At 70.1% G+C, this 24499-nt stretch carries 27 protein-coding genes; 9 read left to right on the forward strand and 18 right to left on the reverse strand.

Going from position 1 to position 24499, the window contains the following annotated elements; translation table 11 throughout:
- Window positions 1-823 (reverse strand): FtsK/SpoIIIE domain-containing protein (locus IG05_RS0134140; RefSeq protein ID WP_030347948.1); only part of this gene is annotated, 823 nt, incomplete at its 3' end.
- A gap of 163 nt (window positions 824-986) precedes the next feature.
- On the opposite strand from IG05_RS0134140, the gene IG05_RS0134145 reads away from it, so the two are divergent.
- Window positions 987-1718, forward strand: a complete 732-nt coding sequence (locus IG05_RS0134145) for an XRE family transcriptional regulator (RefSeq protein WP_030347949.1) — start codon at window positions 987-989, stop codon at window positions 1716-1718.
- A gap of 28 nt (window positions 1719-1746) precedes the next feature.
- Window positions 1747-2217 (forward strand): NUDIX hydrolase, encoded by a 471-nt coding sequence (locus tag IG05_RS0134150; protein ID WP_030347950.1) that lies wholly within the window; start codon window positions 1747-1749, stop codon window positions 2215-2217.
- Window positions 2218-2225: 8 nt separating this feature from the next.
- On the opposite strand, the gene IG05_RS50335 is transcribed toward IG05_RS0134150, so the two are convergent.
- The 5 genes from IG05_RS50335 to IG05_RS0134180 all read right to left on the reverse strand — a co-directional run bounded on the left by IG05_RS50335 (window position 2226) and on the right by IG05_RS0134180 (window position 6209).
- Window positions 2226-3134, reverse strand: a complete 909-nt coding sequence (locus tag IG05_RS50335; RefSeq protein WP_324605036.1) for an HDIG domain-containing metalloprotein — start codon at window positions 3132-3134, stop codon at window positions 2226-2228.
- A gap of 340 nt (window positions 3135-3474) precedes the next feature.
- Window positions 3475-3954 carry a hypothetical protein gene (locus IG05_RS0134165; RefSeq protein WP_030347951.1) on the reverse strand — a complete coding sequence of 160 codons (480 nt, stop codon included), beginning with the start codon at window positions 3952-3954 and terminating at the stop codon, window positions 3475-3477.
- 346 nt (window positions 3955-4300) lie between these two features.
- Window positions 4301-5287, reverse strand: a complete 987-nt coding sequence (dapD, locus tag IG05_RS0134170; protein WP_030347952.1) for a 2,3,4,5-tetrahydropyridine-2,6-dicarboxylate N-succinyltransferase — start codon at window positions 5285-5287, stop codon at window positions 4301-4303.
- A 65-nt stretch (window positions 5288-5352) separates the two neighbouring features.
- Window positions 5353-5889, reverse strand: coding sequence for a TetR/AcrR family transcriptional regulator (locus IG05_RS0134175; protein ID WP_030347953.1), 537 nt, complete (start codon window positions 5887-5889; stop codon window positions 5353-5355).
- The gene (locus tag IG05_RS0134180; RefSeq protein WP_030347954.1) at window positions 5889-6209 is read right to left on the reverse strand and encodes a DMT family transporter; all 321 of its coding nucleotides are present in this window, start codon (window positions 6207-6209) and stop codon (window positions 5889-5891) included. The genes IG05_RS0134175 and IG05_RS0134180 overlap by 1 nt, the downstream gene beginning before the upstream one ends.
- An 83-nt stretch (window positions 6210-6292) precedes the next feature.
- Here IG05_RS0134180 and IG05_RS0134185 point away from each other — a divergent pair, with 83 nt between their 5' ends.
- Window positions 6293-7036 carry an AbfB domain-containing protein gene (locus IG05_RS0134185; protein WP_234336137.1) on the forward strand — a complete coding sequence of 248 codons (744 nt, stop codon included), beginning with the start codon at window positions 6293-6295 and terminating at the stop codon, window positions 7034-7036.
- A gap of 56 nt (window positions 7037-7092) precedes the next feature.
- Here IG05_RS0134185 and IG05_RS0134190 read toward each other — a convergent pair whose 3' ends face one another.
- The 8 genes from IG05_RS0134190 to IG05_RS0134225 are packed head-to-tail and all read right to left on the reverse strand — an operon-like array spanning window position 7093 to window position 13658.
- Window positions 7093-7425: a metal-sulfur cluster assembly factor gene (locus tag IG05_RS0134190; RefSeq protein ID WP_030347956.1), complete on the reverse strand. Its 333-nt coding sequence runs from the start codon at window positions 7423-7425 to the stop codon at window positions 7093-7095.
- Window positions 7422-7889 carry a Fe-S cluster assembly sulfur transfer protein SufU gene (gene sufU, locus IG05_RS0134195; protein WP_030347957.1) on the reverse strand — a complete coding sequence of 156 codons (468 nt, stop codon included), beginning with the start codon at window positions 7887-7889 and terminating at the stop codon, window positions 7422-7424. The genes IG05_RS0134190 and sufU overlap by 4 nt, the downstream gene beginning before the upstream one ends.
- An 18-nt stretch (window positions 7890-7907) precedes the next feature.
- Entirely contained in the window at window positions 7908-9164 is a 1257-nt protein-coding gene (locus IG05_RS0134200; RefSeq protein ID WP_030347958.1) for a cysteine desulfurase, read from the reverse strand.
- Window positions 9161-9925, reverse strand: a complete 765-nt coding sequence (gene sufC / locus IG05_RS0134205; RefSeq protein WP_030347959.1) for a Fe-S cluster assembly ATPase SufC — start codon at window positions 9923-9925, stop codon at window positions 9161-9163. Before sufC ends, IG05_RS0134200 begins: the two co-directional genes overlap by 4 nt.
- Window positions 9926-9932: 7 nt before the next feature.
- Window positions 9933-10268, reverse strand: coding sequence for a non-heme iron oxygenase ferredoxin subunit (locus IG05_RS0134210; RefSeq protein WP_030347960.1), 336 nt, complete (start codon window positions 10266-10268; stop codon window positions 9933-9935).
- Window positions 10265-11449 carry a Fe-S cluster assembly protein SufD gene (gene sufD / locus IG05_RS0134215; RefSeq protein WP_030347961.1) on the reverse strand — a complete coding sequence of 395 codons (1185 nt, stop codon included), beginning with the start codon at window positions 11447-11449 and terminating at the stop codon, window positions 10265-10267. Before sufD ends, IG05_RS0134210 begins: the two co-directional genes overlap by 4 nt.
- A 56-nt stretch (window positions 11450-11505) precedes the next feature.
- A complete protein-coding gene (sufB, locus tag IG05_RS0134220; protein ID WP_030347962.1) occupies window positions 11506-12927 on the reverse strand; it encodes a Fe-S cluster assembly protein SufB in 1422 nt (473 codons plus the stop codon).
- A complete protein-coding gene (locus IG05_RS0134225; protein WP_030347963.1) occupies window positions 12924-13658 on the reverse strand; it encodes a helix-turn-helix transcriptional regulator in 735 nt (244 codons plus the stop codon). Before IG05_RS0134225 ends, sufB begins: the two co-directional genes overlap by 4 nt.
- 217 nt (window positions 13659-13875) lie before the next feature.
- Here IG05_RS0134225 and IG05_RS0134230 point away from each other — a divergent pair, with 217 nt between their 5' ends.
- Genes IG05_RS0134230 through IG05_RS0134245 form a run of 4 tightly spaced genes read left to right on the forward strand, consistent with a single transcriptional unit; the run spans window position 13876 to window position 17480 of the window.
- Window positions 13876-14691, forward strand: a complete 816-nt coding sequence (locus IG05_RS0134230) for an aminoglycoside N(3)-acetyltransferase (protein ID WP_030347964.1) — start codon at window positions 13876-13878, stop codon at window positions 14689-14691.
- Between the two features lie 31 nt (window positions 14692-14722).
- Window positions 14723-15646 carry an ABC transporter ATP-binding protein gene (locus IG05_RS0134235; protein ID WP_030347965.1) on the forward strand — a complete coding sequence of 308 codons (924 nt, stop codon included), beginning with the start codon at window positions 14723-14725 and terminating at the stop codon, window positions 15644-15646.
- Window positions 15647-15693: 47 nt separating this feature from the next.
- Window positions 15694-16410: an ABC transporter permease gene (locus tag IG05_RS0134240; protein ID WP_051790551.1), complete on the forward strand. Its 717-nt coding sequence runs from the start codon at window positions 15694-15696 to the stop codon at window positions 16408-16410.
- Window positions 16411-16469: 59 nt separating this feature from the next.
- A complete protein-coding gene (locus IG05_RS0134245) occupies window positions 16470-17480 on the forward strand; it encodes a COX15/CtaA family protein (protein WP_030347967.1) in 1011 nt (336 codons plus the stop codon).
- Between the two features lies 1 nt (window position 17481).
- Here the strand turns inward: IG05_RS0134245 and IG05_RS0134250 are convergent, their stop codons facing one another.
- From IG05_RS0134250 to IG05_RS0134265, 4 genes are all read right to left on the reverse strand, one after another.
- On the reverse strand, window positions 17482-18222 hold the full coding sequence (locus IG05_RS0134250) for a hypothetical protein (protein ID WP_030347968.1): 741 nt from the start codon (window positions 18220-18222) through the stop codon (window positions 17482-17484).
- Between the two features lie 39 nt (window positions 18223-18261).
- Window positions 18262-19368: an amidohydrolase family protein gene (locus IG05_RS0134255; RefSeq protein ID WP_030347969.1), complete on the reverse strand. Its 1107-nt coding sequence runs from the start codon at window positions 19366-19368 to the stop codon at window positions 18262-18264.
- Between the two features lie 136 nt (window positions 19369-19504).
- Window positions 19505-19825, reverse strand: a complete 321-nt coding sequence (locus IG05_RS0134260) for a hypothetical protein (protein ID WP_030347970.1) — start codon at window positions 19823-19825, stop codon at window positions 19505-19507.
- A 69-nt stretch (window positions 19826-19894) separates the two neighbouring features.
- Window positions 19895-20881 (reverse strand): heme o synthase, encoded by a 987-nt coding sequence (locus tag IG05_RS0134265; protein ID WP_030347971.1) that lies wholly within the window; start codon window positions 20879-20881, stop codon window positions 19895-19897.
- A 378-nt stretch (window positions 20882-21259) separates the two neighbouring features.
- Here IG05_RS0134265 and tkt point away from each other — a divergent pair, with 378 nt between their 5' ends.
- Complete coding sequence (tkt, locus tag IG05_RS0134270) at window positions 21260-23347, forward strand: transketolase (RefSeq protein WP_030347972.1); 2088 nt, start codon at window positions 21260-21262, stop codon at window positions 23345-23347.
- A gap of 33 nt (window positions 23348-23380) precedes the next feature.
- On the forward strand, window positions 23381-24499 hold the full coding sequence (tal, locus tag IG05_RS0134275; protein ID WP_030347973.1) for a transaldolase: 1119 nt from the start codon (window positions 23381-23383) through the stop codon (window positions 24497-24499).

The following is a 24499-nucleotide window of genomic DNA, read 5'->3' on the forward strand; positions in this document are numbered from 1 at the left end:
CGGGCAGGTCCCAGATGTCGGCGGCTATCTCCGCGTCCGGCACCGCGGCGGTGATGCGCTGTTCGGCACGGATGAGCTGGTAGATCCCTTCCATGCGGGTCACGAGCGCGTCCAGCAGGTCGGCGGCGGTATCGGGGTTGTCGGCGAGGGCGGAGAACCGGCGGGCCAGCGGGAACAGCTCGACCCCTTGTTTGCAGTCGATGCCTACCAGGGCGACGTCCATCGGAGCGAGTCCGGCGACCAGGTTGCGCTGGTAGACGGACTTGCCGGACTCGGTGGCGCCGAGGGTGAGAGCGTGTGGGACGGCGCGGTAGTCGCGGTAGTGCACCGAGCCGTCCTCGCGCAGGGCGACCGGCACCCGCATCGGCCGGGTGTCGACCTTGGCGGGCATCTGCACCCGCTTGAGGACGTCGTAGCCGGTCATCCGCACCTCCACGACCCCCGAACGCACCTCACGCGAGGTGACGCCGTACATCGAGAACGAATGCCGAAGCCGGTCCGAGGCGGCGGCGACGTCGAAGGCGTCCTGGCCGGGGCGCAGTCCCAGCCGCAGGACCAGTCCGGTCCGGGTCGGACGGAAGCGCAGGATGCGCGGCGGCCGGGACTCCGGCACGGGCCGGTCGGTGACCCGGGCGAGAGCCAGACGCCAGCGCGAGGGCGGGACCGTCAGCCCGCACGCGTCCATGACGGAGGCGTAGCAGACCAGGACCCGCAGGCTCGTCAGGGTGACACCGAAGGTCATCCAGTACCAGGCGGGGCGCCGCCACCGCAGGAGACCCGCAGCGGCGACGACCAGCACCACAGCGACCGTTAACGCGGTCATGATCAGGCCGCCTTGGAGTGCTGTGGTGGGTGTTTGGCCGACGTCCCGTCGGTGAGACCAGGAGACCGTGAGGAGGGGTGGACGCATCACGGTCCGTATGGACGTTCAGGGACGTCTGAGGTACCGTCAAAACGTCCCTACGGGTCCTGAGGGAGGACACGTCATGGCGAACGAGCGTCTGCGCGCAGCGATTTCAGCGAAGGGCGAGACGATCCAATCCGTTGCCGAGCACGTCGGAGTGGACCCCAAGAGCGTCGAGCGCTGGATCACCACCAACCGGACTCCCCACCGGGGGCACCGTTGGAAGGCCGCGAGCTTTCTCGGGGCCGACGAGGTCTATCTCTGGCCGTCAGCCGAGAAGCAGGCCGAGAAGGCGAGCGCATCCGAGCTGATCACGTACTACCCGCACCGCGGTGCGGTCCCTGCCCCACTATGGTCTTCCCTGATCGAGAAGGCGACGGACCAGGTCGACATCCTGGTGTACGCGGGGCTGTTCCTCTTCGACAGCCACCCGGACCTGCCGGACCAGTTGGCCGAGAAGGCGAAGGCCGGCGCGCAGGTCCGCATCCTGCTGGGCGACCCGGAGTCCGCGGCTGTGCGGCAGCGCGGCGAGGAGGAGGGCATCGGCGACGACCTGGCGGCGCGAGCGCGGATCACTCGCCGGTACTTGCAGCCCGCCATGTCGACACCCGGCGTCGAGATCCGGCTACACGACACGATCCTCTACAACTCGATCTACCGGTTCGACGACGACGTACTGGTGAACCCCCACGTGCTGGGAGCTCCCGCAGGGCAGAACCCGGTGATGCACTTCAAGTACCTGCCGGGAGCACGGACGTTCCGGCACTACATGCGGAGCTTCGACTACGCGTGGGAGCAGGGCCGGAAGGCATAACCGGCTCCCAGCGTGCGACGCTGAACACATGGCACGCGTCGACTACTTCAACGATCCAAACGCCCCGAAGGCGAACAGCCTCGTCCCGTCTGTGACCGCCGTGGCCCGCAACGAGGCCGGGGAGGTCCTGCTGATCCACAAGACCGACAACGACCTGTGGGCCCTCCCTGGAGGCGGCATCGACCTGGGCGAGTCAGCTCCCGACGCGGCTGTACGCGAGACCAAGGAGGAGACCGGGTTCGACGTCGAGGTCACTGGCCTGGTCGGGATCTACACGAACCCCGGACACGTCATGGCGTACGACGACGGGGAGGTCCGCCAGCAGTTCTCCATCTGCTTCCACGCCCGCATCGTCGGCGGCCAGCTGCGGACGAGCAGCGAGAGCAAGGAGGTCGCGTTCGTCGATCCGAGCAGGCTGGATGAGCTGACCATCCACCCGTCGATGCGCATGCGGATCGAGCACGGGTTGGCCGGCCGGACCGAGCCTTACATCGGCTGAGGCTGCCCTCAGCGATCGCCCGACAGATGCTGGCGCAGCAACCGGATCGCAGGGGCGTGGTCGTAGTGCTCGGCTACCTGGAGCGGCGTCTCGCCAGTCGCATCCGGCAGCTCCGGGTCTGCTCCGTATGCGAGGAGTACTGCCGTCGTTGCCACGGTGAGCGGATTACCACTCTGCAGCGCGACGTCGCCTTCCGTCCCAATCGCGTGCGTCAGCGGAGTCGCACCGTTGCCTTCGTCAGGGTCTGCGCCGGCATCGAGCAGTCGAGCCAGTAGTTCCACGTCCTGGTGCTCCACCGCGAAGAGCGTCGGAGGCCACCAACCGCTCCCGTCGATGACCGCCCGTTGACTCGGCGGCAGTGACGTGAACGCTGCGATCCGTCGCTGGGTGCGCTCCACCGCAGCACCGAGGTAGGGGCGCGCTTTGCTGATCGCGTTGTGCACTTCACTGCCCGGTTCGTAGCGGACCAGGATCTCGTCAATGCGGGTGTCGAAGTCGAAGGACTGCCCGGCGGGACCGGTCGTCATGTCAGCAAAGATGAGCGCGTCGAGGACCGGAGAGTCTTCCCGCTCGTAGACGGCCAGCTCTGTCGACAGCCCTCGTTGCTCTGCCTCGTACACAGCTCCGGAGTGATGGGCGACCAACCGCACCAGGCGCGCCGGCGCACCCAGCGCTTCCAGGTGACGGGCACCATCGAGGGGATGGAACCCGGTGTCACGCAGTTCGGGGGCGTAACCGATGTCATGCAGCCAGGCTGCGGCGACGAGGAGGTCCCGATCAGTCTCACGCACAGCCGCGGCAGCCTCTTGAGCACGAGCAGCCACCGCCTGAGTGTGCAGCCAGCGGTTCCCGAGCTGAGGAAGCAGAGACTCGGCGACTGCAGAAGCTCCCTGAGGCGTGTCCAGTGCAGAAGGCATACCCGGAACGGTAGTCGAGACGCGTGGTGAGCCAACAGGGCCACGATCGAGCGATGCTGATCATGGGTGCGGTACAACTTTCCCTACTCCATCAAGGCCCGCGCACGGCGCGGGCGCGCGCCGCCTTGTCGGCGGGGCCGCCGCCCTGTCTTCGCCAGCGGCGGCCCCGCCCGGCGGCGCGCTACGTGCATGCGGGCAGAGGTAGGAAAACCCTCTGTGGCTGGGGCGGTCGGCTCCACGGCTTTAGGCAGCCACTTTGGCGCGAGCCTCGAAGATCATGGCCCCAACGTCGTGCTTTACCGGGCAGGTCCACAGTAAGCACCGGCAGGGTGCACGAAGGTTAGTCCGACTTCATCCTCTCCGCCGCCTTGGAGAGCACTGCCACGGCGAAGCCCTGACAGAGCCCACGGAAGGTGTCTCGGTCCCCACCGACCCGCGCATCGGGGGCAGCCGGACCCACGCCCCCTCCAGCAAGTACCGGCTGCGGACCCTGCGGCCAGCTAAAGAGCGGGATGATCGTCATCACGGACAAGGCACTAACCGTGTCCGTCGCCTCGGGAACCGAGCACATGACCACGGTCACCAGCAGTACCGCAACCGTGTACATGATCAACATCCAAATCGCAAACACAACATGAGCGACGCGAGGCGACCCGGCGACGTCCGTCCACGTCTGGCACCAGAAGATGATCAGCGGTGCAGAGGCGGGCAGAAGGACCGCGGTGGCCTCCGAGACATCCAGGTAACCGACAGTAAGCAGACATCCAAAGGCCACCAGCAGGCCCAGCATAACCAAGGTAAACGAAACGTAAAGCTTCATAGGGAAACTCCTACAAGGTTGAATGGAGAACAGCAGGTAAGGGGGGAGATTTTTAGCTCTAAGTCATTGAAGCCTCCACCGTGTTCGAGATCACACCCTGCCGGTACATCGAGGGTACGACACGGCGCGGGAAGTGAAATTGCTACGTTCCGTGACTAGCCAAATGGAGTGCATCACTCGCCGGGCGTGTCCAGGGGCCTGCCACCGGACAACAAAGCGCCCTCCCGGGCCGTCCTGGGGCCGTGGAAGGGCGCTCAATGGTGACCAACGTCGACAGGTGCCGACAGCTCGGCAGCAGGTCACAGCGTTGGGCGAGGTGGCGGCCGAAGGTCACGGCCGCCCGTGATCAGTTGTGGCTGTGCAGGATGTCGTTCAGGCCACCCCAGACCGCGTTGTTCGGGCGGGCCTCGACCGTGCCGGTGACCGAGTTGCGGCGGAAGAGGATGTTGGAGGCGCCGTTCAGCTCGCGGGCCTTGACGATCTGGCCGTCGGGCATGGTGACGCGGGTGCCCGCGGTGATGTACAGGCCCGCCTCGACCACGCACTCGTCGCCGAGCGCGATGCCGACGCCGGCCTCGGCGCCGACCAGGCAGCGCTCGCCGATGGAGATGATCACGTTGCCGCCGCCGGACAGGGTGCCCATGGTGGAAGCGCCGCCGCCGATGTCGGAGCCGTCGCCGACGACGACACCCGCGGAGATGCGGCCCTCGACCATGGAGGTGCCGAGCGTGCCGGCGTTGAAGTTGACGAAGCCCTCGTGCATGACCGTGGTGCCGGCCGCGAGGTGCGCGCCGAGGCGGACCCGGTCGGCGTCGGCGATGCGCACGCCCTTGGGGGCGACGTAGTCCGTCATGCGCGGGAACTTGTCGATCGAGGTCACCTGGAGGTGCAGGCCCTCGGCGCGGGCGTTCAGGCGCACCTTCTCGATGTCGTCGACGGCGACCGGGCCGAGCGAGGTCCAGGCGACGTTGGCGAGGTGGCCGAAGATGCCGTCCAGGTTCTGGCCGTGCGGCTTGACCAGGCGGTGCGAGAGCAGGTGCAGGCGCAGGTAGACGTCGTGCGCGTCGACCGGCTTCTCGTCCAGCGAGGCGATGACCGTGCGGACCGCGACCACCTCGACGCCCCGGCGGGCGTCCGGGCCGATCGCCGCGGTCGCGCCGCCGCCCAGCAGCTGGGCCGCCTGCTCGGCGGCCAGCCGCTCGGTGCCGGCCGGGCCCGGCTCCTCGACCAGCTCGGGGGCCGGGAACCAGGTGTCGAGAACGGTGCCGTCGGAGGCGATCGTGGCGAGGCCGGCGGCGACGGCGCCGGTGGTACGGGTTGCAGACTCGGTCATGGAGGAAAACCTAACGTGGGCGGGGTGGTGAGGGCGAACCGCGTCTCACGTGCCGGGCGGCGGTTTCAGGGGATCAGCCGAGCCAGCGCGGCGCGCGCGTACTCCTCGTCGTAGGAACCGCCCGTCAGCAGCACCTGGAGGCAGATGCCGTCCATCAGCGCGAGCAGGGCCCGCGCGGTGACCGGGTCGGTGCGGCGGGCCAGCAGCGCGGCCCCCTGCTCGGTCCACTCGGCGGCGACGGGACGCAGCGCGGGGCGGCGCAGCGCGGCCAGGTACAGCTCGTACTCCAGCTCCACGCCGGTGCGCTCGCCGGCCAGCCACTGCCCGTGCGCCCGGGCGAGATCCGCTGCCAGGCCGCCGTCGCCGCCGCCCTCCGGCAGCAGCTCGGCCAGCACCCCGGCGAACCCTTCGTTCGACTGCCGCAGCGCCGCCACCAGCAGTTCCTCCAAGGTGGCGAAGTGGTACGTCGTGGAGCCGAGCGGTACGTCCGCCTCGGCGGCGACCGTGCGGTGGCTCAGCCCGGCGATGCCGTCCCGGCCGACCACGCGGATCGCCGCGTCGATGATCCGCTGCCGGCGCCCGGGGTCGTACCGTCGGGGCATCAGTGCGCCCCGCCGAGGTTCAGCACCACGACCCCGCCGATGATCAGCAGGATCCCGGCGACCTTCGTCGGGTTCAGCCCCTCGCCGAACAGCAGCAGGCCGAGGACGGCGACGGCGGCGGTTCCCACGCCGGACCAGATGGCGTAGGCCGTGCCGATCTGCACGGTCCTGAGCGTCCTGGCGAGCAGCGCGAAGGACACGACGTAGCCGAGTGCCGTCACGAGCGAGGGCCCCAGCCGGCTGAACCCCGCGCTGTACTTCATCGCCGTCGTGGCGGCGACCTCGGTGGCGATGGCGCCGGCGAGCAGCAGATATCCCATGTGTACGAGCGTACGCAACGAGAAAGTTCCACTTTCATAGAAACCGCTCGCAGCCGTCCCCGCCTCCACTACTGTGCGGGCCCGTGCCCGAAAACACCCCCCGCACCCGAAGACTCTGGCCGGCCGCCGCACTGGCGCTGGCGGTCGCCGCCGCCTGCGTGACCGTGACCGCCATGAACGACCGGCCCCACGGGACGAAGGCCACCGCACCGGCGACGCCGCCCGACACCGGCCCCGGCCTGCTCTCCTTCGCCTCCCCGTCCGCCCCGCCGACGCCCGCACCGGCTCCCGCGAGGAACCGCACGGCCCCGCCGGCTCCCGCGTCCTCCGCCCCCGGTTCCCCCGCCCACCCGCGGCGCACGCCCGCGAAGTCCCCGACGCCCACGGCCGGTTCACCCCGCCCGGCGGAACACGGGACGTCCGTCCGCTCCCTCAACTACCCCGACCGCTACTGGCACGTCAGCGGCGGCCTGGTGAAGCTCGGCCCCGTCGGCTCGGCCGCGGACCGCCGCGCCGCCACCTTCACGCGCGTCAAGGGCCTTGCCGACGCCCGCTGTTCCTCCTTCACCACGGCCGACGGCAGCTACCTGCGCCACCGCGACTTCCTGCTCCGCGCCGAACCCGCCGACGGCTCCCCCCTGTTCGCGCAGGACGCCACGTTCTGCCCCCGGGCCTCCGCCTCCCCCGGTGCCGTCATGCTGGAGTCGGTCAACTACCCCGGCCGCTTCCTGCGCCATCAGAACTTCCAGCTGCGGCTGGACCCCTACCAGAACACCGGCCTCTACCGGTCCGACTCGGCGTTCCTGCTGGTGGACGGGCTGGCCTGAACACACGGAAGCGGCGGCACCCGACAGGGTGCCGCCGCTTCCCGCGCACGGTGGGATCAGACGTTGAACCCGAGCGCCCGCAGCTGCTCGCGGCCGTCGTCCGTGATCTTGTCCGGGCCCCACGGCGGCATCCAGACCCAGTTGATGCGCAGCTCGCTGACCAGCCCGTCGGTGGCGGACTTGGCCTGGTCCTCGATGACGTCCGTCAGCGGGCAGGCCGCCGAGGTGAGGGTCATGTCCACGGTCGCGATATTGGAGTCGTCGACGTGGATGCCGTAGATCAGGCCGAGGTTGACGACGTCGATGCCCAGTTCCGGGTCGACGACGTCCATCAGGGCTTCGCGGAGTTCCTCTTCCGAGGCCGGCTTCATCTCGACGGTGTCGCTCATGCGGTATTCCTTTCGGCTTCGGCGCCACCCAGCGCCTGGGCCGTCGCGTCCTTCCACGCCATCCAGCTCAGGAGGGCGCACTTGACCCGCGCGGGGTACTTGGAGACACCGGCGAACGCGACCGCGTCCTCCAGGACCTCCTCCATCGTGTCGTCGGGCTCGATCCTGCCCTTGGACTGCATCAGCTCCAGGAAGGTCTCCTGGATCTTCCGCGCCTCGTCGAGGTCCTTGCCGACCAGCAGCTCGTTCAGCACGGAGGCGGAGGCCTGGCTGATGGAGCAGCCCTGGCCCTCGTAGGAGACGTCCTCGATCGTCGTGCCGTCGTACTTCACGCGCAGCGTGATCTCGTCGCCGCACGTCGGGTTCACGTGGTGCACCTCGGCGTCGCCATCCCGCAAGCCCCGCCCGTGCGGGTTCTTGTAGTGGTCCAGGATGACGTCCTGGTACATCGAGTCCAGCTTCACGGTCTCAGCTCACGCCTCTCAGCCGAAGAAGTTCCGTACGTGCTCCAGCCCCTCGACCAGTGCGTCGATCTCGGCCGGCGTGGAGTACAGATAGAACGACGCTCGCGTGGTCGCAGGAATTCCGTAGCGGAGGCAGACCGGACGGGCGCAGTGGTGGCCGACCCGGACCGCGATGCCCTGCTCGTCGAGGACCTGGCCCACGTCGTGCGGGTGGATGTCCCCGAGCGTGAAGGAGATCGCCGCACCGCGGTCCTCGGCCGTCGTGGGACCGATGATCCGCAGGTCGGGGACCTCGGCCAGGCGCTGCACCGCGTACTCGGTCAGTGCGTGCTCATGGGCGAGGATCTTGTCCATGCCGATCGACTGGAGGTAGTCGATCGCCGCGCCGAGGCCGACCGCCTGGGCGATCGGGGGCGTGCCCGCCTCGAACTTGTGCGGTGCCGGGGCGTAGGTGGACGAGTGCATCGAGACGGTCTCGATCATCTCGCCGCCGCCGAGGAACGGGGGCAGGTCCTCCAGCAGCTCCTGGCGTCCCCACAGGACGCCGATGCCGGTCGGGCCGCACATCTTGTGACCGGTGAAGGCCACGAAGTCGGCCTGCAGGGCCTGCACGTCCAGCGGCATGTGCGGGGCGGCCTGGGAGGCGTCGATGCAGACGAGGGCGCCGACCTCCTGGGCACGGCGGATGATCGTCTCGACCGGGTTGACCGTGCCCAGGATGTTCGACACCAGCACGAAGGAGACGATCTTCGTCTTCTCCGTGATGACCTCGTCGATGTTGGACAGGTCCAGCCGGCCGTCGTCGGTGAGGCCGAACCACTTCAGCTTCGCGCCCGTGCGCTGCGCCAGCAGCTGCCACGGCACGATGTTGGAGTGGTGCTCCATCTCCGTGATGACGATCTCGGTCTCATGGTCCACCCGGTAGGGCTCGTCGGCCCAGCCCAGCATGTTCGCCACGAGGTTCAGCGACTCGGAGGCGTTCTTGGTGAAGATCACCTCGTCGCGGCTCGGCGCGTTGACGAACGCGGCGACCTTGTCGCGCGCGCCCTCGTACAGCGCCGTGGCCTCCTCGGCGAGCACATGCACACCGCGGTGGACGTTGGCGTTGTAGCGCTCGTAGTACTCGCTCAGGGCGTCCAGTACCTGGCGCGGCTTCTGCGAGGTCGCCGCGTTGTCCAGGTACACGAGCTTCTTGCCGTCGTGGACCAGCCGGTCCAGGACGGGGAAGTCCTTGCGGATCGCCTCGGTGTCGAGGAGGCCCGGCAGCTGTGTCACGCGGATACGCCACCCTTCGTGTATGCCTCGTAGCCCTCGTCCTCCAGCTTGTCGGCGAGCTCGGCGCCGCCGGACTCCACGATCCGGCCGGCGGAGAAGACGTGGACGAAGTCGGGCTTGATGTAGCGCAGGATGCGCGTGTAGTGCGTGATCAGCAGGGTGCCGACCTCGCCGGTCTCACGGACGCGGTTGACGCCCTCGGAGACGATGCGGAGCGCGTCGACGTCCAGGCCGGAGTCGGTCTCGTCCAGGATCGCGACCTTCGGCTTGAGCAGCTCCAGCTGAAGGATCTCGTGGCGCTTCTTCTCACCGCCGGAGAAGCCCTCGTTCACGTTGCGCTCGGCGAAGGACGGGTCCATGTTGAGGCGCGCCATGGCCTCCTTGACCTCCTTCACCCAGGTGCGCAGCTTGGGGGCCTCGCCGCGGATGGCGGTGGCGGAGGTGCGCAGGAAGTTGGAGACCGAGACGCCGGGGACCTCGACCGGGTACTGCATCGCCAGGAACAGGCCCGCGCGGGCGCGCTCGTCGACGGACATCTCCAGGACGTCCTCGCCGTCGAGCAGCACGGTGCCGCTGGTGATCGTGTACTTCGGGTGACCCGCGAGCGAGTAGGCGAGGGTCGACTTGCCGGAGCCGTTGGGGCCCATGATGGCGTGCGTCTCGCCCTGCTTCACGGTGAGGTCGACGCCCTTGAGGATCTCCTTCGTGGCGTTGTCGGCCTCGACGGTGACGTGCAGGTCTCGGATTTCAAGCGTTGCCATGGGTGCCTCAGGACTCCTGGGTGAGGGAGACGAGAACGTCGTCCCCTTCGATCTTTACGGGGTATACGGGGACGGGGCGCGTCGCGGGGAGGCCGGACGGCTTGCCGGTCCGCAGGTCGAAGCTGGAGCCGTGCAGCCAGCACTCGATCTGGCAGTCCTCCACCTCGCCCTCGGAGAGGGAGACGTTCGCGTGCGAGCAGATGTCGTGGATCGCGAACACCTCGCCCTCGGTCTTCACGACCGAGACCGGCGTGCCGTCGAGTTCCACCCGCTTCGGGGTGTCCTCCTCCAGCTCGCTCAGCCCACAGGCCCGAACGAAACGGGCACGGTCGAACTGGGTCATGCGACCGAAGCCTCCAGCTCTTCCTCGATCTTGGCGAGCAGGCGCTCCTCGATGTCGGCGACACCGATCTGCTGGACCAGCTCGGCGAAGAAGCCGCGGACCACCAGGCGGCGGGCCTCGTGCTCCGGGATGCCGCGGGCCATCAGGTAGAAGAGCTGCTCGTCGTCGAAGCGGCCGGTGGCGGAGGCGTGGCCGGCGCCGACGATCTCGCCGGTCTCGATCTCCAGGTTCGGCACCGAGTCGACGCGCGAGCCGTCCGTGAGGACCAGGTTGCGGTTCATCTCGTAGGTGTCCGTGCCCTCGGCCTTGGCCTCGATGAGCACGTCACCGATCCAGACCGCGTGCGCGTCGTCGCCCTGGAGCGCGCCCTTGTAGACGACGTTCGACTTGCAGTGCGGGGTGTTGTGGGTGACCAGCAGGCGGTGCTCCTGGTGCTGCCCGGCGTCGGTGAAGTACAGGCCGAACAGCTCGGCCTCGCCGCCGGGGCCGGCGTACTCCACACGCGGGTGCAGGCGCACCACGTCACCGCCGAAGGTGACGACCACGGACTTGAAGGCGGCGTCCCGGCCGATCAGCGCGTTGTGCTGGGCGACGTGGACGGCCTTGTCGTCCCAGTCCTGGACGGAGACGACGGTCAGCTTGGCGCCGTCCCCGAGGACGTAGTCGACGTTGGCGGCGAGCACCGCGTCACCGGTGTGGTCGATGACCACGACGGCCTCGGCGAAGGCACCCAGCTCGATCACGTGGTGGCCGAAGGCGGTGCCGCCCCGGCCGTGCACCGCGACGCGGATCGGCTCGGTGAGGACGGTCTCCTTGGGGACGGTCACGACCGAGGCCTTCTCGAAGGCGGAGTACGCCTGCGCGGCGACGCGGTCCACGGGGGTGCCCGCCTTGCCGAGGCGCGCGTCGTCGCGGCCGACGGTCTCGACGGTGACGCCCTCGGGGGCCTGGATGTCGACCTTCACTCCGTCGCCGTTCGCGACGGCGGTGCCGTCGTGCAGACCGCGCAGGCGCTCCAGCGGGGTGAACCGCCACTCCTCCTCACGGCCGTGCGGGACCGGGAAGTCCGCGACGTCGAAGGACGGGGGCGCGCTCATGCGCGAGACGACGGTCGACTCCGCGGCGACCGCGATCGAGCCCGCGGTGGTCGACCCCACGGGGATGTTCTGGGCCTCAGCCATGGCTGTCGTAGTGCTCTCTTTCCTGAGTAAGACGTCTGCTGGCGATGGGGACGGTCCTAACCGACCGAGCCCTCCATCTGCAGTTCGATCAGCCGGTTGAGCTCCAGCGCGTACTCCATGGGCAGCTCCTTGGCGATCGGCTCGACGAAGCCGCGCACGATCATCGCCATGGCCTCGTCCTCGGACAGGCCGCGGCTCATCAGGTAGAAGAGCTGGTCCTCGGAGACCTTGGAGACGGTGGCCTCGTGGCCCATGGACACGTCGTCCTCGCGGACGTCGACGTACGGGTACGTGTCCGACCGGGAGATGGTGTCCACCAGCAGCGCGTCGCACAGCACGTTGGACTTCGACCCGGCGGCGCCCTCGCCGATCTCGATCAGACCGCGGTAGGACGTACGACCGCCACCGCGCGCGACCGACTTGGAGACGATGTTGGACGAGGTGTTCGGCGCCATGTGGACCATCTTGGCGCCGGCGTCCTGGTGCTGGCCCTCGCCCGCGAAGGCGATGGACAGGGTCTCGCCCTTGGCGTGCTCGCCCATCAGGTAGACGGCCGGGTACTTCATCGTCACCTTGGAGCCGATGTTGCCGTCGACCCACTCCATGGTCGCGCCCTCGTAGGCCACGGCGCGCTTGGTGACCAGGTTGTAGACGTTGTTCGACCAGTTCTGGATGGTCGTGTAGCGGCAGCGGGCGTTCTTCTTGACGATGATCTCGACGACCGCGGAGTGCAGCGAGTCCGACTTGTAGATCGGGGCCGTACAACCCTCGACGTAGTGCACGTAGGCACCCTCGTCGACGATGATCAGGGTCCGCTCGAACTGGCCCATGTTCTCCGTGTTGATACGGAAGTAGGCCTGGAGCGGGATCTCGACGTGGACGCCCTTGGGCACGTAGATGAAGGAGCCGCCGGACCACACGGCCGTGTTCAGCGCGGCGAACTTGTTGTCACCGGCCGGGATGACCGTGCCGAAGTACTCCTTGAAGAGCTCCGGGTGCTCCTTCAGGGCGGTGTCGGTGTCGAGGAAGATGACGCCCTGCTCCTCCAGGTCCTCGCGGATCTGGTGGTAGACGACCTCCGACTCGTACTGGGCGGCGACACCGGCGACGAGGCGCTGCTTCTCGGCCTCCGGGATGCCCAGCTTGTCGTAGGTGTTCTTGATGTCCTCGGGCAGGTCCTCCCAGGACTCCGCCTGCTTCTCCGTGGAGCGCACGAAGTACTTGATGTTGTCGAAGTCGATGCCCGAGAGGTCGGATCCCCAGTTCGGCATCGGCTTCTTCTCGAAGAGCTTCAGGCCCTTCAGGCGCAGCTTCGTCATCCACTCCGGCTCGGACTTCTTGCCCGAGATGTCGCGGACGACGTCCTCGTTCAGGCCGCGCCTGGCGGAGGCACCGGCCACGTCGGAGTCGGCCCAGCCGTATTCGTACTTGCCCAGGCCCTCAAGTTCGGGGTGGGCAGTCTCCGTGGGGAGAGTCATGCGGGGTTCCTCCCGGCCGTGCTTGCAGGTGCGTCAGTGGAAATCTTGGGGATGAACGTCGTGCAGACGCCGTCGCCGTGCGCGATGGTCGCCAGTCGCTGGACGTGGGTTCCCAGCAGCTCGGCGAAGATCTCCGTCTCCGCCTCGCACAGCTGCGGGAACTGTTCCGCGACGTGGGCGACCGGGCAGTGGTGCTGGCAGAGCTGCTCGCCGACCGGTGCGCTGCGCGCCGTAGCAGCGTACCCGTCGGCGCTCAAGGCCCTGGCCAGCGCTTCGGCGCGTTTGTCGGGCGTCACGGCCTCGATCGCCTCGCGGTACGCGCCCGCCTGGGCGGCGATCCGGGCCCGGGCGAAGGCGGCGACCGCCTCGGGGCCGCCCTCCCGCTCGGCGATCCAGCGCAGCGCGTCCGCGGCGAGCTTGTCGTACGACTGGTCGAAGGCGTCCCGGCCGCAGTCCGTGAGCGCGAAGACCTTGGCGGGGCGCCCGCGCGTGCGCGTGCCGTACACCCGCTGTTCGCGGGACTCCACGACGTCGTCGGCGACCAGCGCGTCCAGGTGACGCCGGACGGCCGCCTGGGTCAGTCCCAGCCGGCCGGCGAGTTCGGCGACGGTCGACGGACCGTGGTCCAGGATGGACCGCGCGACCCGGTTGCGCGTGGAGCGCTCACCGGTCGCTAGCTCCTCCTGGGGGGCACCCGTGGGGGTCTCCCGAGCCTCGCCGACGTTTTTCACAACGCCATTGTTGCGTAATTCCGCGGAGACTGACAAGCGCCGTTCGGATCACCGCACGGTGCCCTGCGTCACTTAGGCAAACCTAATCCGACCTGGGGAAACGATCTTCTGATCGATCATTGCTCGCGCTCCGCGCAGCCTGCCTTCCTGCCTCTTCGTGCCTGCCCGCCGGCCGGACGGGTAGCGGTTCCACGCCCTGTCGGGAAGACTCCCCACCATGTCCGCACCCCCGCCGACCGGCCCTCTTGTCACCCGCGACTCACTCGCGGCAGGTCTGCGCCTGCTCGGTGTCGAAACCGGCGAGACCCTCCTCGTGCACTCATCGCTCAGCTCCCTCGGCTGGGTGAACGGCGGCGCGGTCGCCGTCGTCCAGGCCCTCCTCGACACCCTCGGGCCCTCCGGGACGCTCGTCGTCCCGGCCCAGACCGGCGACCAGTCCGATCCGGCCGTATGGGGGAATCCGCCCGTCCCCGCGGAGTGGTGGGACCGGATCCGCGCCACCATGCCCCCGTACGACCCCCTGATCACCCCCTCGCGCGGGGTCGGCGTCGTCCCCGAGACCGTACGCACCTGGCCCGGCGCCCTGCGCAGCGCGCACCCGCAGACCTCCTTCGCCGCGCTCGGCCCGCGCGCGCGGGAGATCACCGACGGCCACGCCTGCGACTGCCGGCTCGGCGAGCAGAGCCCGCTGGCCCGGCTGGAGAAGCTGGGCGCCCGGGTGCTGCTGCTCGGCGCGGGCTACGACGCCTGCACCGCCTTCCACCTCGCCGAGTACCGGATACCCGCACCCCCCGTCGAGGTCGGCCGGCCCGCTCCCGGGGGCGGCTGGGAGACCGTGGTCGAGGTCTCGATCACCTCCGACCGGTTCGACGAGCTGGGGCACGACTACGAACGGGACCGGCCCGTCGTACGCGGCACGGTGGGCGCGGCGCAGGTCCGGCTGTTCCCGCTGGCGGACGCCGTGGCCTACGCCGAGCGGTGGCTGCCGCTGCACCGGCCCCGTGCGGAGGACTTCTCCCACCCCCGCGCCTGAGGGGCAAGCGGTCTCCCTAGACTCTGATGCCATGGGAAGTCAGTCGGTGGTCCAGGTCCAGGCCCTGGTGAAGCGGTACGGCCCGAAGACCGCGGTGGACGGCCTCGACCTGGTGGCCGAAGCGGGCGTGACCGCCGTACTCGGCCCCAACGGGGCGGGGAAGACGACCACGGTCGAGACCTGCGAGGGGTACCGGAAGCCTGATTCCGGCACGGTGCGCGTCCTCGGCCTCGACCCCGTCCGGGACTCCGCCGAGCTGCGGCCCCGCATCGGCGTGATGCTCCAGTCCGGCGGTGTCTACTCCGGTGCCCGCGCCGACGAGATGCTCCGGCACGTGGCGAAGCTGCACGCGCACCCGCTGGACGTGGACGCCCTGATCGAGCGCCTCGGCCTCGGCTCCTGCGGGCGGACCGGCTACCGGCGGCTCTCCGGCGGCCAGCAGCAGCGGCTCGCGCTCGCCATGGCCGTCGTGGGCCGCCCGGAACTGGTCTTCCTGGACGAGCCGACCGCCGGACTCGACCCGCAGGCCCGCCGCGCCACCTGGGACCTGGTCCGGGACCTGCGCGCCGACGGCGTCTCGGTGATCCTGACCACGCACCACATGGACGAGGCCGAGCAGCTCGCCGACGACGTCGCGATCATCGACGGCGGCCGGGTCATCGCCCAGGGCTCCCCGGAGGAGCTGTGCAAGGGCGGCGCCGAGAACACCCTGCGCTTCACCGGCCGCCCCGGCCTCGACGTCGGCTCCCTGCTCAAGGCCCTCCCCGCCGACTGCACGGCCGCCGAGCTGACCCCGGGCTCCTACCGGGTCGTCGGCAAGGTCGACCCCCAGCTGCTGGCCACGGTCACCTCCTGGTGCGCCCAGCACGGGGTGATGCCGGACCGGATCTCGGTGGAGCGGCACACCCTGGAGGACGTCTTTCTGGAGCTGACCGGCAAGGAGCTGCGCTCGTGACCGTTGGTACGTACACCCCGAAGCCGGGTGCCGCACCGCTCCCCCGCATGATCGCGGCGCAGGCGGCGCTGGAGACCAGGATGCTGCTGCGCAACGGCGAGCAGCTGCTGCTGACGGTGTTCATCCCGACCCTTCTGCTGGTCCTCTTCAGCTCGGTCGACATCGTGGACACCGGCAAGGGCGAGGCCGTCGACTTCCTGGCCCCCGGCATCCTGGCGCTGGCCGTGATGTCGACGGCGTTCACCGGCCAGGCCATCGCCACCGGCTTCGAACGCCGCTACGGCGTGCTGAAGCGGCTCGCCTCCTCGCCGCTGCCCCGCTGGGGCCTGATGACCGCCAAGACGGTGTCCGTGCTGGTCACGGAGGTTCTCCAAGTCGCCCTGCTGACCGTCATCGCGTTCGCGCTGGGCTGGTCCCCGCACGGCAACCCGGCGGCCGTCCTGCTCCTGCTGCTGCTCGGCACGGCCGCCTTCTCCGGGCTCGGCCTGCTGATGGCGGGCACGCTCAGGGCCGAGGCCACGCTGGCCGCGGCCAACCTGGTCTTCCTGTTGCTCCTCGTGGGCGGCGGGGTCGTCGTGCCGCTGGAGAAGTTCGGCTCCACGGGGCAGCACGTGCTCGGTCTGCTGCCGATCTCCGCCCTGTCGGACGGCCTGCGGGACGTGCTCCAGCACGGCTCCGGCACGCCGTGGGCGGACCTGGGGATCCTGGCCGTCTGGGCGGTGGCCGCGCTGGCCGCCGCCGGGAGGTTCTTCCGCTGGGAGTGACCAGCGCCGCACCCCCGGAGGGCCACCCTCGTGAACGCGTGCACAAGCGGCGGCCTACGATGGTGGGCGTGCCCAAGCTGAACCGCGCCGACGCCGAAGCCGCCCTGCGCAACCCGCTCGCCTTCATCGCCGACCGCTGGACCCCGGACCCCCGGACCGTCCGGCGGGCCGCGCTCGCCGCGCTCGTGATGTCGGTCGTCATCGTCGTCACCGGCGGCGCCGTCCGCCTCACCGGCTCGGGCCTCGGCTGCCCGACCTGGCCCACCTGCACCGACGACTCGCTGACCACCACCCGGGCCATGGGCTTCCACGGGGTCGTCGAGTTCGGCAACCGCATGCTGACGTACGTGCTGTGCGCGGCCGTCGGCTGGGCGATCGTCGCGGCCCGCGCCGCGAAGCCGTGGCGGCGGAGCCTGACCCGGCTGGGCTGGGCCCAGTTCTGGGTGGTCATGGGCAACGCGGTGCTCGGCGGCATCGTCGTCCTGGTCGGCCTCAACCCGTACACGGTGGCCGCGCACTTCCTGCTCTCCTCGGCGCTGATCGCCATCGCGACCGTGATGTGGCAGCGCACCCGGGAGGGTGACGGGGCGCCGCGTCCGCTGGTCGGCGCGGCGGTGCAGCAGCTGGTGTGGTTCCTGGTGGGTGCCACCGTGCTGCTCATCGCGGTCGGCACGGTGGTGACCGGGTCCGGACCGCACGCCGGCGACTCCAGCGAGGTCGAGCGCATCCCGATCGACTGGGAGACGGTCTCCAAGCTGCACGCGGTGCTCGCCTGGATCGTCGTGACGCTGACGTTCGCCCTGTGGTTCGTCCTGAAGGCGGTCGACGCCCCGCCCGGCCCCCTGGCCCGGACGCGGGAGCTGTTCGTGGTCCTGCTCGCGCAGGGCGTGATCGGGTACGTGCAGTACTTCACGCACCTGCCCGAGCTGCTGGTCGGCCTGCACATGCTCGGCTCGTGCCTGATCTGGATCGCCGCCCTCCGCGTGCTGCTCTCGCTGCGTGAGCGCCCGGAGGCCGTCCTGGACGTGCCGGGCCCCTCGGCCGGGGTGACCGTCGGCACGCGCGCCTGACTCACCCGTACGTGGTGATCAGCGCATCGATCGCCGGCCCCAGGAACGCCCGGGTCGTGTCGGCGCGGTGGGCGAGCCAGTCCCGGGTGGGCGGGGCCGGGGCGTCGTAACGGCGCCGGGCGATGTCGTCGACGACCTCGGACGGTGCGCCGAGGGACGGGAGTTCGGCGAGGGCCTCCCGCTTGGTGATCAGCCGGCCGTCGCGGAGGGTCACGGTGGCCCGGGCGAAGGTCAGCAGCCCCAGGTCCACCCAGATGTCCTGCCGCCACAGCCGGGCCCTGTCCACCGCCGGCCGCCAGAAGTCCCGCTGGTCGCGTACGACGAAGTCGTCGAGCTGGAGGTCCGGTACCGGCGGCAGCAGCTCGCCCGGTGCCCGACCGTGCAGCACGCGCCCGAAGTCGTGCAGCTCGCGCCGGGTGACGGGGGTGACGCTGCGGCGCCGCAGCCCGTTGTGCGCCCAGGTCAGGTGCCGCCGCCCGGGGTCGGCCAGCGTCTTCGGGGTCAGGTAGCTGCAGTGCAGCTTCGCGGCGAGCGGTCCGGCGGCGCGCAGCCGGGCGTGCAGGGCCGCCACCCGCCAGGCCCGCCCCGGCCCGAGCGGCCCGGGCAGGACGGCGATGAGGTCCAGGTCGCTGCGCCCCTCCTGGTAGTCGCCGCCGGCCAGGGAGCCGTGGGCCCAGAGGGCGAGGGGATGTAAGGGCGCGAGGCCGCGCAGGAAGGCGTCGAGCAGCGTGTCGGTCGGCATCGCCCCAGTCTGTACAGCGCCGCCCGCGCTGTACATCCCTCACTCCAGCCCGTACACCCGGTGCGCGTTGTCCGCGGCGATCAGCCGGGCCACCCGCTGGGCGTCCTCCAGACACCAGGCGCCCTCCGCGACCCAGCCGCCCAGCACCCGGCCCAGGGCCTCCCGGAAGAGGCGGGCGCCGACGAGGTGCAGTTCGGGCAGGCCCTGGGCGCCGGTGGAGAAGAGGATCTTGCCGAAGGGGGCCAGTTCCATGATCTCGGCGAGGACCGTGGCCGCCCGGGCGCCGGTGCGCACGAGCGCGGCGCCCGAGTCGGCGTAGACGTGCGGGAAGGCCCCGGCCAGGTGGGCGGCGTGGCGGTGGTACGGATAGCCGTGCAGCAGGATCAGGTCGGTGCCGAGGCCGGCGGTGGCCCGGACGAAGTCGGTGAGCAGCACCGGGTCCGTGCGGTCGATGCGGGAGCCGGGCTCGCCGAGGCCGGCGTGCAGTTGCAGGGGCAGGCCCGAGGCGACCGCGATCCACAGCAGGTGGCGCAGCAGCACCGGGTCGGTGAGCGCCCCCCCGACCCGCCGCCCGGCCAGCCAGCGGCCCGCCGCGCCCCGCACCTCCCCCGGCCCCGGCGGCTCGGGCGCGAGGGCCAGGCCGTGCCGCAGGCCCGCGACGGAGGTGAAGGCGACGGCGGTCGCCGCGGCGCCGTGCACCGACTCGGCGAGGTTGGCCAGGAAGGACTCGACGGTGCCGGAGGTGTCGGCGACCTGCTCGGCGAGCGGCTCCAGCCGGATGATCTCCTGGGCCCGGGCCGCCGCCGCGGAGGCCAGTTCGGCGGGACCGGTGAGGTCGCCCGGCAGGCCCGAGTCGACCAGGTACATCGTGATGCCGCTGCCGCGCAGCAGCCGACGGCCCGCCTCCAGAGCGCCCAGTTCCCGGCGCCGGGCCAGATAGCGGGCCGGCGGGCAGTGCGGTTCCAGGCCGAGCAGGGGCGGGCACCAGCGCCGTACGGCGAAGCCGGTCTGGGTGTCGAAGAGGGTGGTGCCCGGGGCCGGTGGTCCCTCGGTGCGGGCCAGCTGGGCCTCGAAGGTGCCGAGGCCCAGTTCCGTCCGCAGTACGCCGTGGCAGTACTGGTCCACGAGGGACGGTGTCTCGATCATCCCGGGCCTCCCCGCGTCCGTCGGCTTTGACCGGCCTAACGGGTGAACGGGGCGTGAGGTCGCGGATGGGACCGGGACTGTTCGCGGTCCGCCGGCCGCGGGCCGTCCCGGGCCGGCCGCCCGGGCGCCGCGTGGTTCAGCCGCCCACCTGGATGCCGGCCATCCGCTTCCACTCGTACGCGCCCGTCCGCACCTTGGCCGCGAACTCGCCGTCGAAGGACTCGTGGACCGTGATGCCGGCCTTCTCCACCGCCTGCCGGGCGATGTCGGTGCTGGGCGCCACCAGGTCGCCCCAGCCGCCGTCCTCGCCGACGAGGACGATGCGGGCGCCGCGTTCGCCGATGTGGGCGACCTGGCCCTCCGCGCCGCCGTGCGCCTTCGCGAAGGCGGTGATCCGGTGGGCGAGCCGGGACACCTTGCGCTCGGCCCGCGCGTCAACCTGCTGCGTGTCTGCCATGCCCAGGATGCTACCGACGGGTAGATCGGCTGGCGAGATCAGGGCCCTGTGACATACGCCCGCCGCGCGTCAGCGCAGGAACGGGTCCACCGCGATCGCCACGAACAGCAGGGACACGTAGGTGATGGACCAGTGGAAGAGCCGCATCTCCTTCAGCTTCCCGCCCGTGACCTCGGCCTTGGCCCGGTTCTGCAGGGCGTGCGCCTCCCACAGCCACCAGCCGCCCGAGGCCAGCGCGACGGCCGTGTAGAACCAGCCGGTGTAGCCGAGCGGGGTGAGCAGCAGGGAGACGGCGACCATCACCCAGCTGTAGATCACGATCTGCCGGGCGACGACCTTGTTGGACGCGATGACCGGCAGCATCGGCACGCCCACGCGCGCGTAGTCCTCCTTGACCTTCATGGACAGCGGCCAGTAGTGCGGCGGCGTCCAGAAGAAGATCACCATGAAGAGGATGAGCGGCGCCCAGGAGAGCGAGTTCGTCACGGCCGACCAGCCGATGAGCACCGGCATGCAGCCCGCGATGCCGCCCCACACGATGTTCTGCGACGTACGCCGCTTGAGGATCATCGTGTAGACGACGACGTAGAAGAGGAGAGCCCCGAGCGAGAGCCAGGCGCTCAGCCAGTTGACGGTGAGCCCGAACAGCAGCGTCGAGACGACGGCCAGGGAGATGCCGAAGGCCAGGCACTCGCGCGGGCTGACCATGCCGGTCACCAGGGGCCGCTGCGAGGTGCGGTCCATGAGCGCGTCGATGTCCCGGTCGATGTACATGTTGAGCGCGTTGGCGCCGCCCGCGGACAGATAGCCGCCGACGCAGGTGAGCAGGACCAGCACGAGGTCGGGCACGCCCTGCTGCGCCAGGAACATCACCGGAACGGTGGTGATGAGCAGCAGCTCGATGATCCGCGGCTTGGTCAGCGCCACGAACGCCTTGACACGGGCCCCGAACGGCCGGTGAACCGGGCTTTGGCTCGCACCGAGCGCACCCTCCCCCAGTGCCTTGACGGCCTGGGAGGTGCCCCCAGGCCGGGATTCGACGGCCGTCACGCACACCCCTGACAGAGACATCCCAGCGAGCCTCCCGGTGTGAGGACCCGGTAAAGGCTCGCGCGTACCACGCCACTTTAGACGTTGCCCATACCCCGGCCTCCGCGGGGGTGGGGTCGTGTTGGAGCGCGCCCCATAAGAGGGGAGCGGGTACTCGATTGAGCGCTCAGATGACCGCCTCCGTATTCATGTGCCGAACGGCTCGTCGGCCAGTCGGGAGGCGGATCGCACCGAGTCCCGGCAGTCTGTAAACACTCGAAAAAACGCACGTCCTCACGGGGGTAGGCTCGACAACGGCCGGTGGGCGCCACGCCCCCCGGCGGCCGGGTGGGCCCATGCCCCGACGACCGGCGACCGACATGTGGAGAGGAGCCCTGACCCAGGGTGAGCACCAAGCCGACCACCACAGACCTTGAGTGGACCGAGCTGGACCAGCGGGCCGTGGACACCGCCCGTGTCCTGGCCGCAGACGCCGTACAGAAGGTCGGCAACGGCCATCCCGGTACGGCGATGAGCCTGGCCCCGGCCGCCTACACCCTCTTCCAGAAGGTGATGCGGCACGACCCGGCCGACCCCGAGTGGGTGGGGCGCGACCGTTTCGTGCTGTCCGCCGGCCACTCGTCCCTGACCCTCTACACCCAGCTCTACCTGGCCGGCTTCGGTCTGGAGCTGGACGACCTCAAGGCGTTCCGCACGTGGGGTTCGAAGACCCCCGGTCACCCGGAGTACGGGCACACCAGGGGTGTCGAGACCACCACGGGCCCGCTGGGCCAGGGTGTGGCCAACGCGGTGGGCATGGCGATGGCCGCCCGCTACGAGCGCGGTCTGTTCGACCCGGCGGCCCCGCAGGGCGAGTCCCCCTTCGACCACTTCGTCTACTGCATCGCCGGTGACGGCTGCCTCCAGGAGGGCATCTCCGCCGAGGCGTCCTCGCTGGCCGGCCACCAGAAGCTGGGCAACCTGATCCTGCTGTGGGACGACAACCACATCTCGATCGAGGGCGACACCGAGACCGCCGTCTCCGAGGACACCGTCAAGCGGTACGAGGCCTACGGCTGGCACGTGCAGCGGGTGGAGGCCAAGGCCGACGGCGACCTGGACCCGCAGGCGATCTTCGCCGCGATCCAGGAGGCGAAGAAGGTCACGGACAGGCCGTCCTTCATCGCGATGCGCTCGATCATCGCCTGGCCGGCCCCGAACGCGCAGAACACCGAGGCCGCGCACGGCTCGGCGCTGGGCGAGGAGGAGGTCGCCGCCACCAAGCGCGTCCTCGGCTTCGACCCGGAGCGGAGCTTCGAGGTCGCCGACGAGGTCATCGAGCACACCCGCAAGGCGCTGGAGCGGGGTGCCGAGGCGAAGGCCGAGTGGGAGAAGTCCTTCCAGGTGTGGCGGGACGCCCACCCGGAGCGGGCCGCCGAGTTCGACCGGATCAGCAAGGGCGAGCTGCCCACCGGCTGGGAGGAGAAGCTCCCGGTCTTCGAGCCCGGCAAGGCCGTCGCCACGCGTGCCGCGTCCGGCAAGGTCCTGCAGGCGCTCGGCGCGGTGATCCCCGAGCTGTGGGGCGGCTCCGCCGACCTCGCCGGCTCGAACAACACCACGATCGACAAGAACAGCTCCTTCCTGCCCGAGGGCAACCCGCTGCCGGAGGCCAACCCCTACGGCCGCACGATCCACTTCGGTATCCGCGAGCACTCCATGGGCGCGGAGCTGAACGGCATCACCCTGCACGGCAACACCCGCGTCTACGGCGGTACCTTCCTCGTCTTCTCCGACTACATGCGCAACGCGGTGCGCCTGTCGGCCCTGATGCACCTGCCGGTGACGTACGTGTGGACGCACGACTCCATCGGCCTCGGCGAGGACGGCCCCACCCACCAGCCGGTCGAGCACCTGGCCTCGCTGCGCGCGATCCCGGGTCTGAACATCGTGCGCCCGGCGGACGCCAACGAGACCGCGATCGCCTGGCGCGAGATCCTCGGGCGCTGGACGAAGGAGTTCGGCAAGGGCCAGCCGCACGGCCTGGCGCTCACCCGCCAGGGTGTGCCGGCGTACGAGCCGAACGAGGACGCCGCCCGGGGCGGCTACGTGCTGTTCGAGGCCGAGGGCGGCGAGGCGCAGGTCGTCCTGATCGCCACCGGGTCCGAGGTGCACGTGGCCGTGGAGGCGCGTGAGCAGCTCCAGGCCGAGGGCATCGCGACCCGGGTCGTCTCGATGCCGTGCGTGGAGTGGTTCGAGCAGCAGGACCAGGGGTACCGGGACTCCGTGTTGCCGCCGTCCGTGAAGGCCCGAGTCGCCGTGGAGGCGGGCGTCGGCCTGACCTGGCACAAGTACGTGGGGGACGCCGGCCGCATCGTTTCCCTGGAGCACTTCGGTGCTTCCGCCGATGCCAAGGTGCTCTTCAAGGAATTCGGCTTCACCGCGGAGAACGTGGCCGCGAAGGCGCGGGAATCCCTCGCCGACGCTCAGCGCTGACGCTCATATACGACACGTAGGAGATGTAATTCCATGACAGACGCACTCAAGCGCCTCTCCGAGGAGGGCGTCGCGATCTGGCTGGACGACCTGTCGCGCAAGCGGATCACGTCCGGCAACCTCGCCGAGCTGATCGACCAGCAGCACGTCGTGGGCGTCACCACCAACCCGACGATCTTCCAGAAGGCGATCTCGCAGGGCGACGGCTACGACCAGCAGCTGTCCGACCTGGCCGCCCGCAAGGTCACGGTCGAAGAGGCCATCCGCATGATCACCACGGCGGACGTCCGCGACGCCGCCGACATCCTGCGCCCGGTCTTCGACGCCACGAACGGCCAGGACGGCCGGGTCTCCATCGAGGTCGACCCCCGTCTGGCGCACAACGAGCACGCCACCGTCGCCGAGGCCAAGCAGCTGGCCTGGCTGGTGGACCGCCCGAACACCCTCATCAAGATCCCGGCCACCATGGCGGGCATCCCGGCGATCAGCGAGGTCATCGGCCTCGGCATCAGCGTCAACGTCACGCTGATCTTCTCGCTGGAGCGCTACCGCGCGGTCATGGACGCCTACCTGACCGGTCTGGAGAAGGCCAGGGAACGCGGCCTGGACCTGTCCAAGATCCACTCGGTGGCGTCCTTCTTCGTGTCCCGCGTGGACACCGAGATCGACAAGCGCCTGGACTCGATCGGCACCGACGAGGCCAAGGCGCTGCGCGGCAAGGCCGCCATCGCCAACGCCCGGCTCGCTTACCAGGCGTACGAGGAGGTCTTCTCCTCCGACCGCTGGAACGCGCTGGAGAAGGCGGGCGCCAACAAGCAGCGTCCGCTGTGGGCGTCGACCGGTGTGAAGGACCCGGCCTACCCGGACACGATGTACGTGACCGAGCTGGTCGCCCCGAACACCGTCAACACCATGCCGGAGGCCACGCTGGAGGCCACCGAGGACCACGGCGAGATCACCGGCAACACCATCGCCGGCACCTACGAGCAGGCGCGCGCCGACCTCGACGCGCTGGAGAACCTCGGCATCGCGTACGACGACGTCGTGCGGGTGCTGGAGGAAGAGGGCGTCGAGAAGTTCGAGGCGTCCTGGAACGACCTGCTCAAGTCGACCCAGGCGGAGCTTGAGCGCCTCGCCCCTTCGGAGGGCTGA

Origin of the sequence: Streptomyces sp. NRRL S-1022, assembly GCF_000720135.1 — a bacterium.
In the GTDB taxonomy this organism is placed as follows: Bacteria; Actinomycetota; Actinomycetes; order Streptomycetales; family Streptomycetaceae; genus Streptomyces.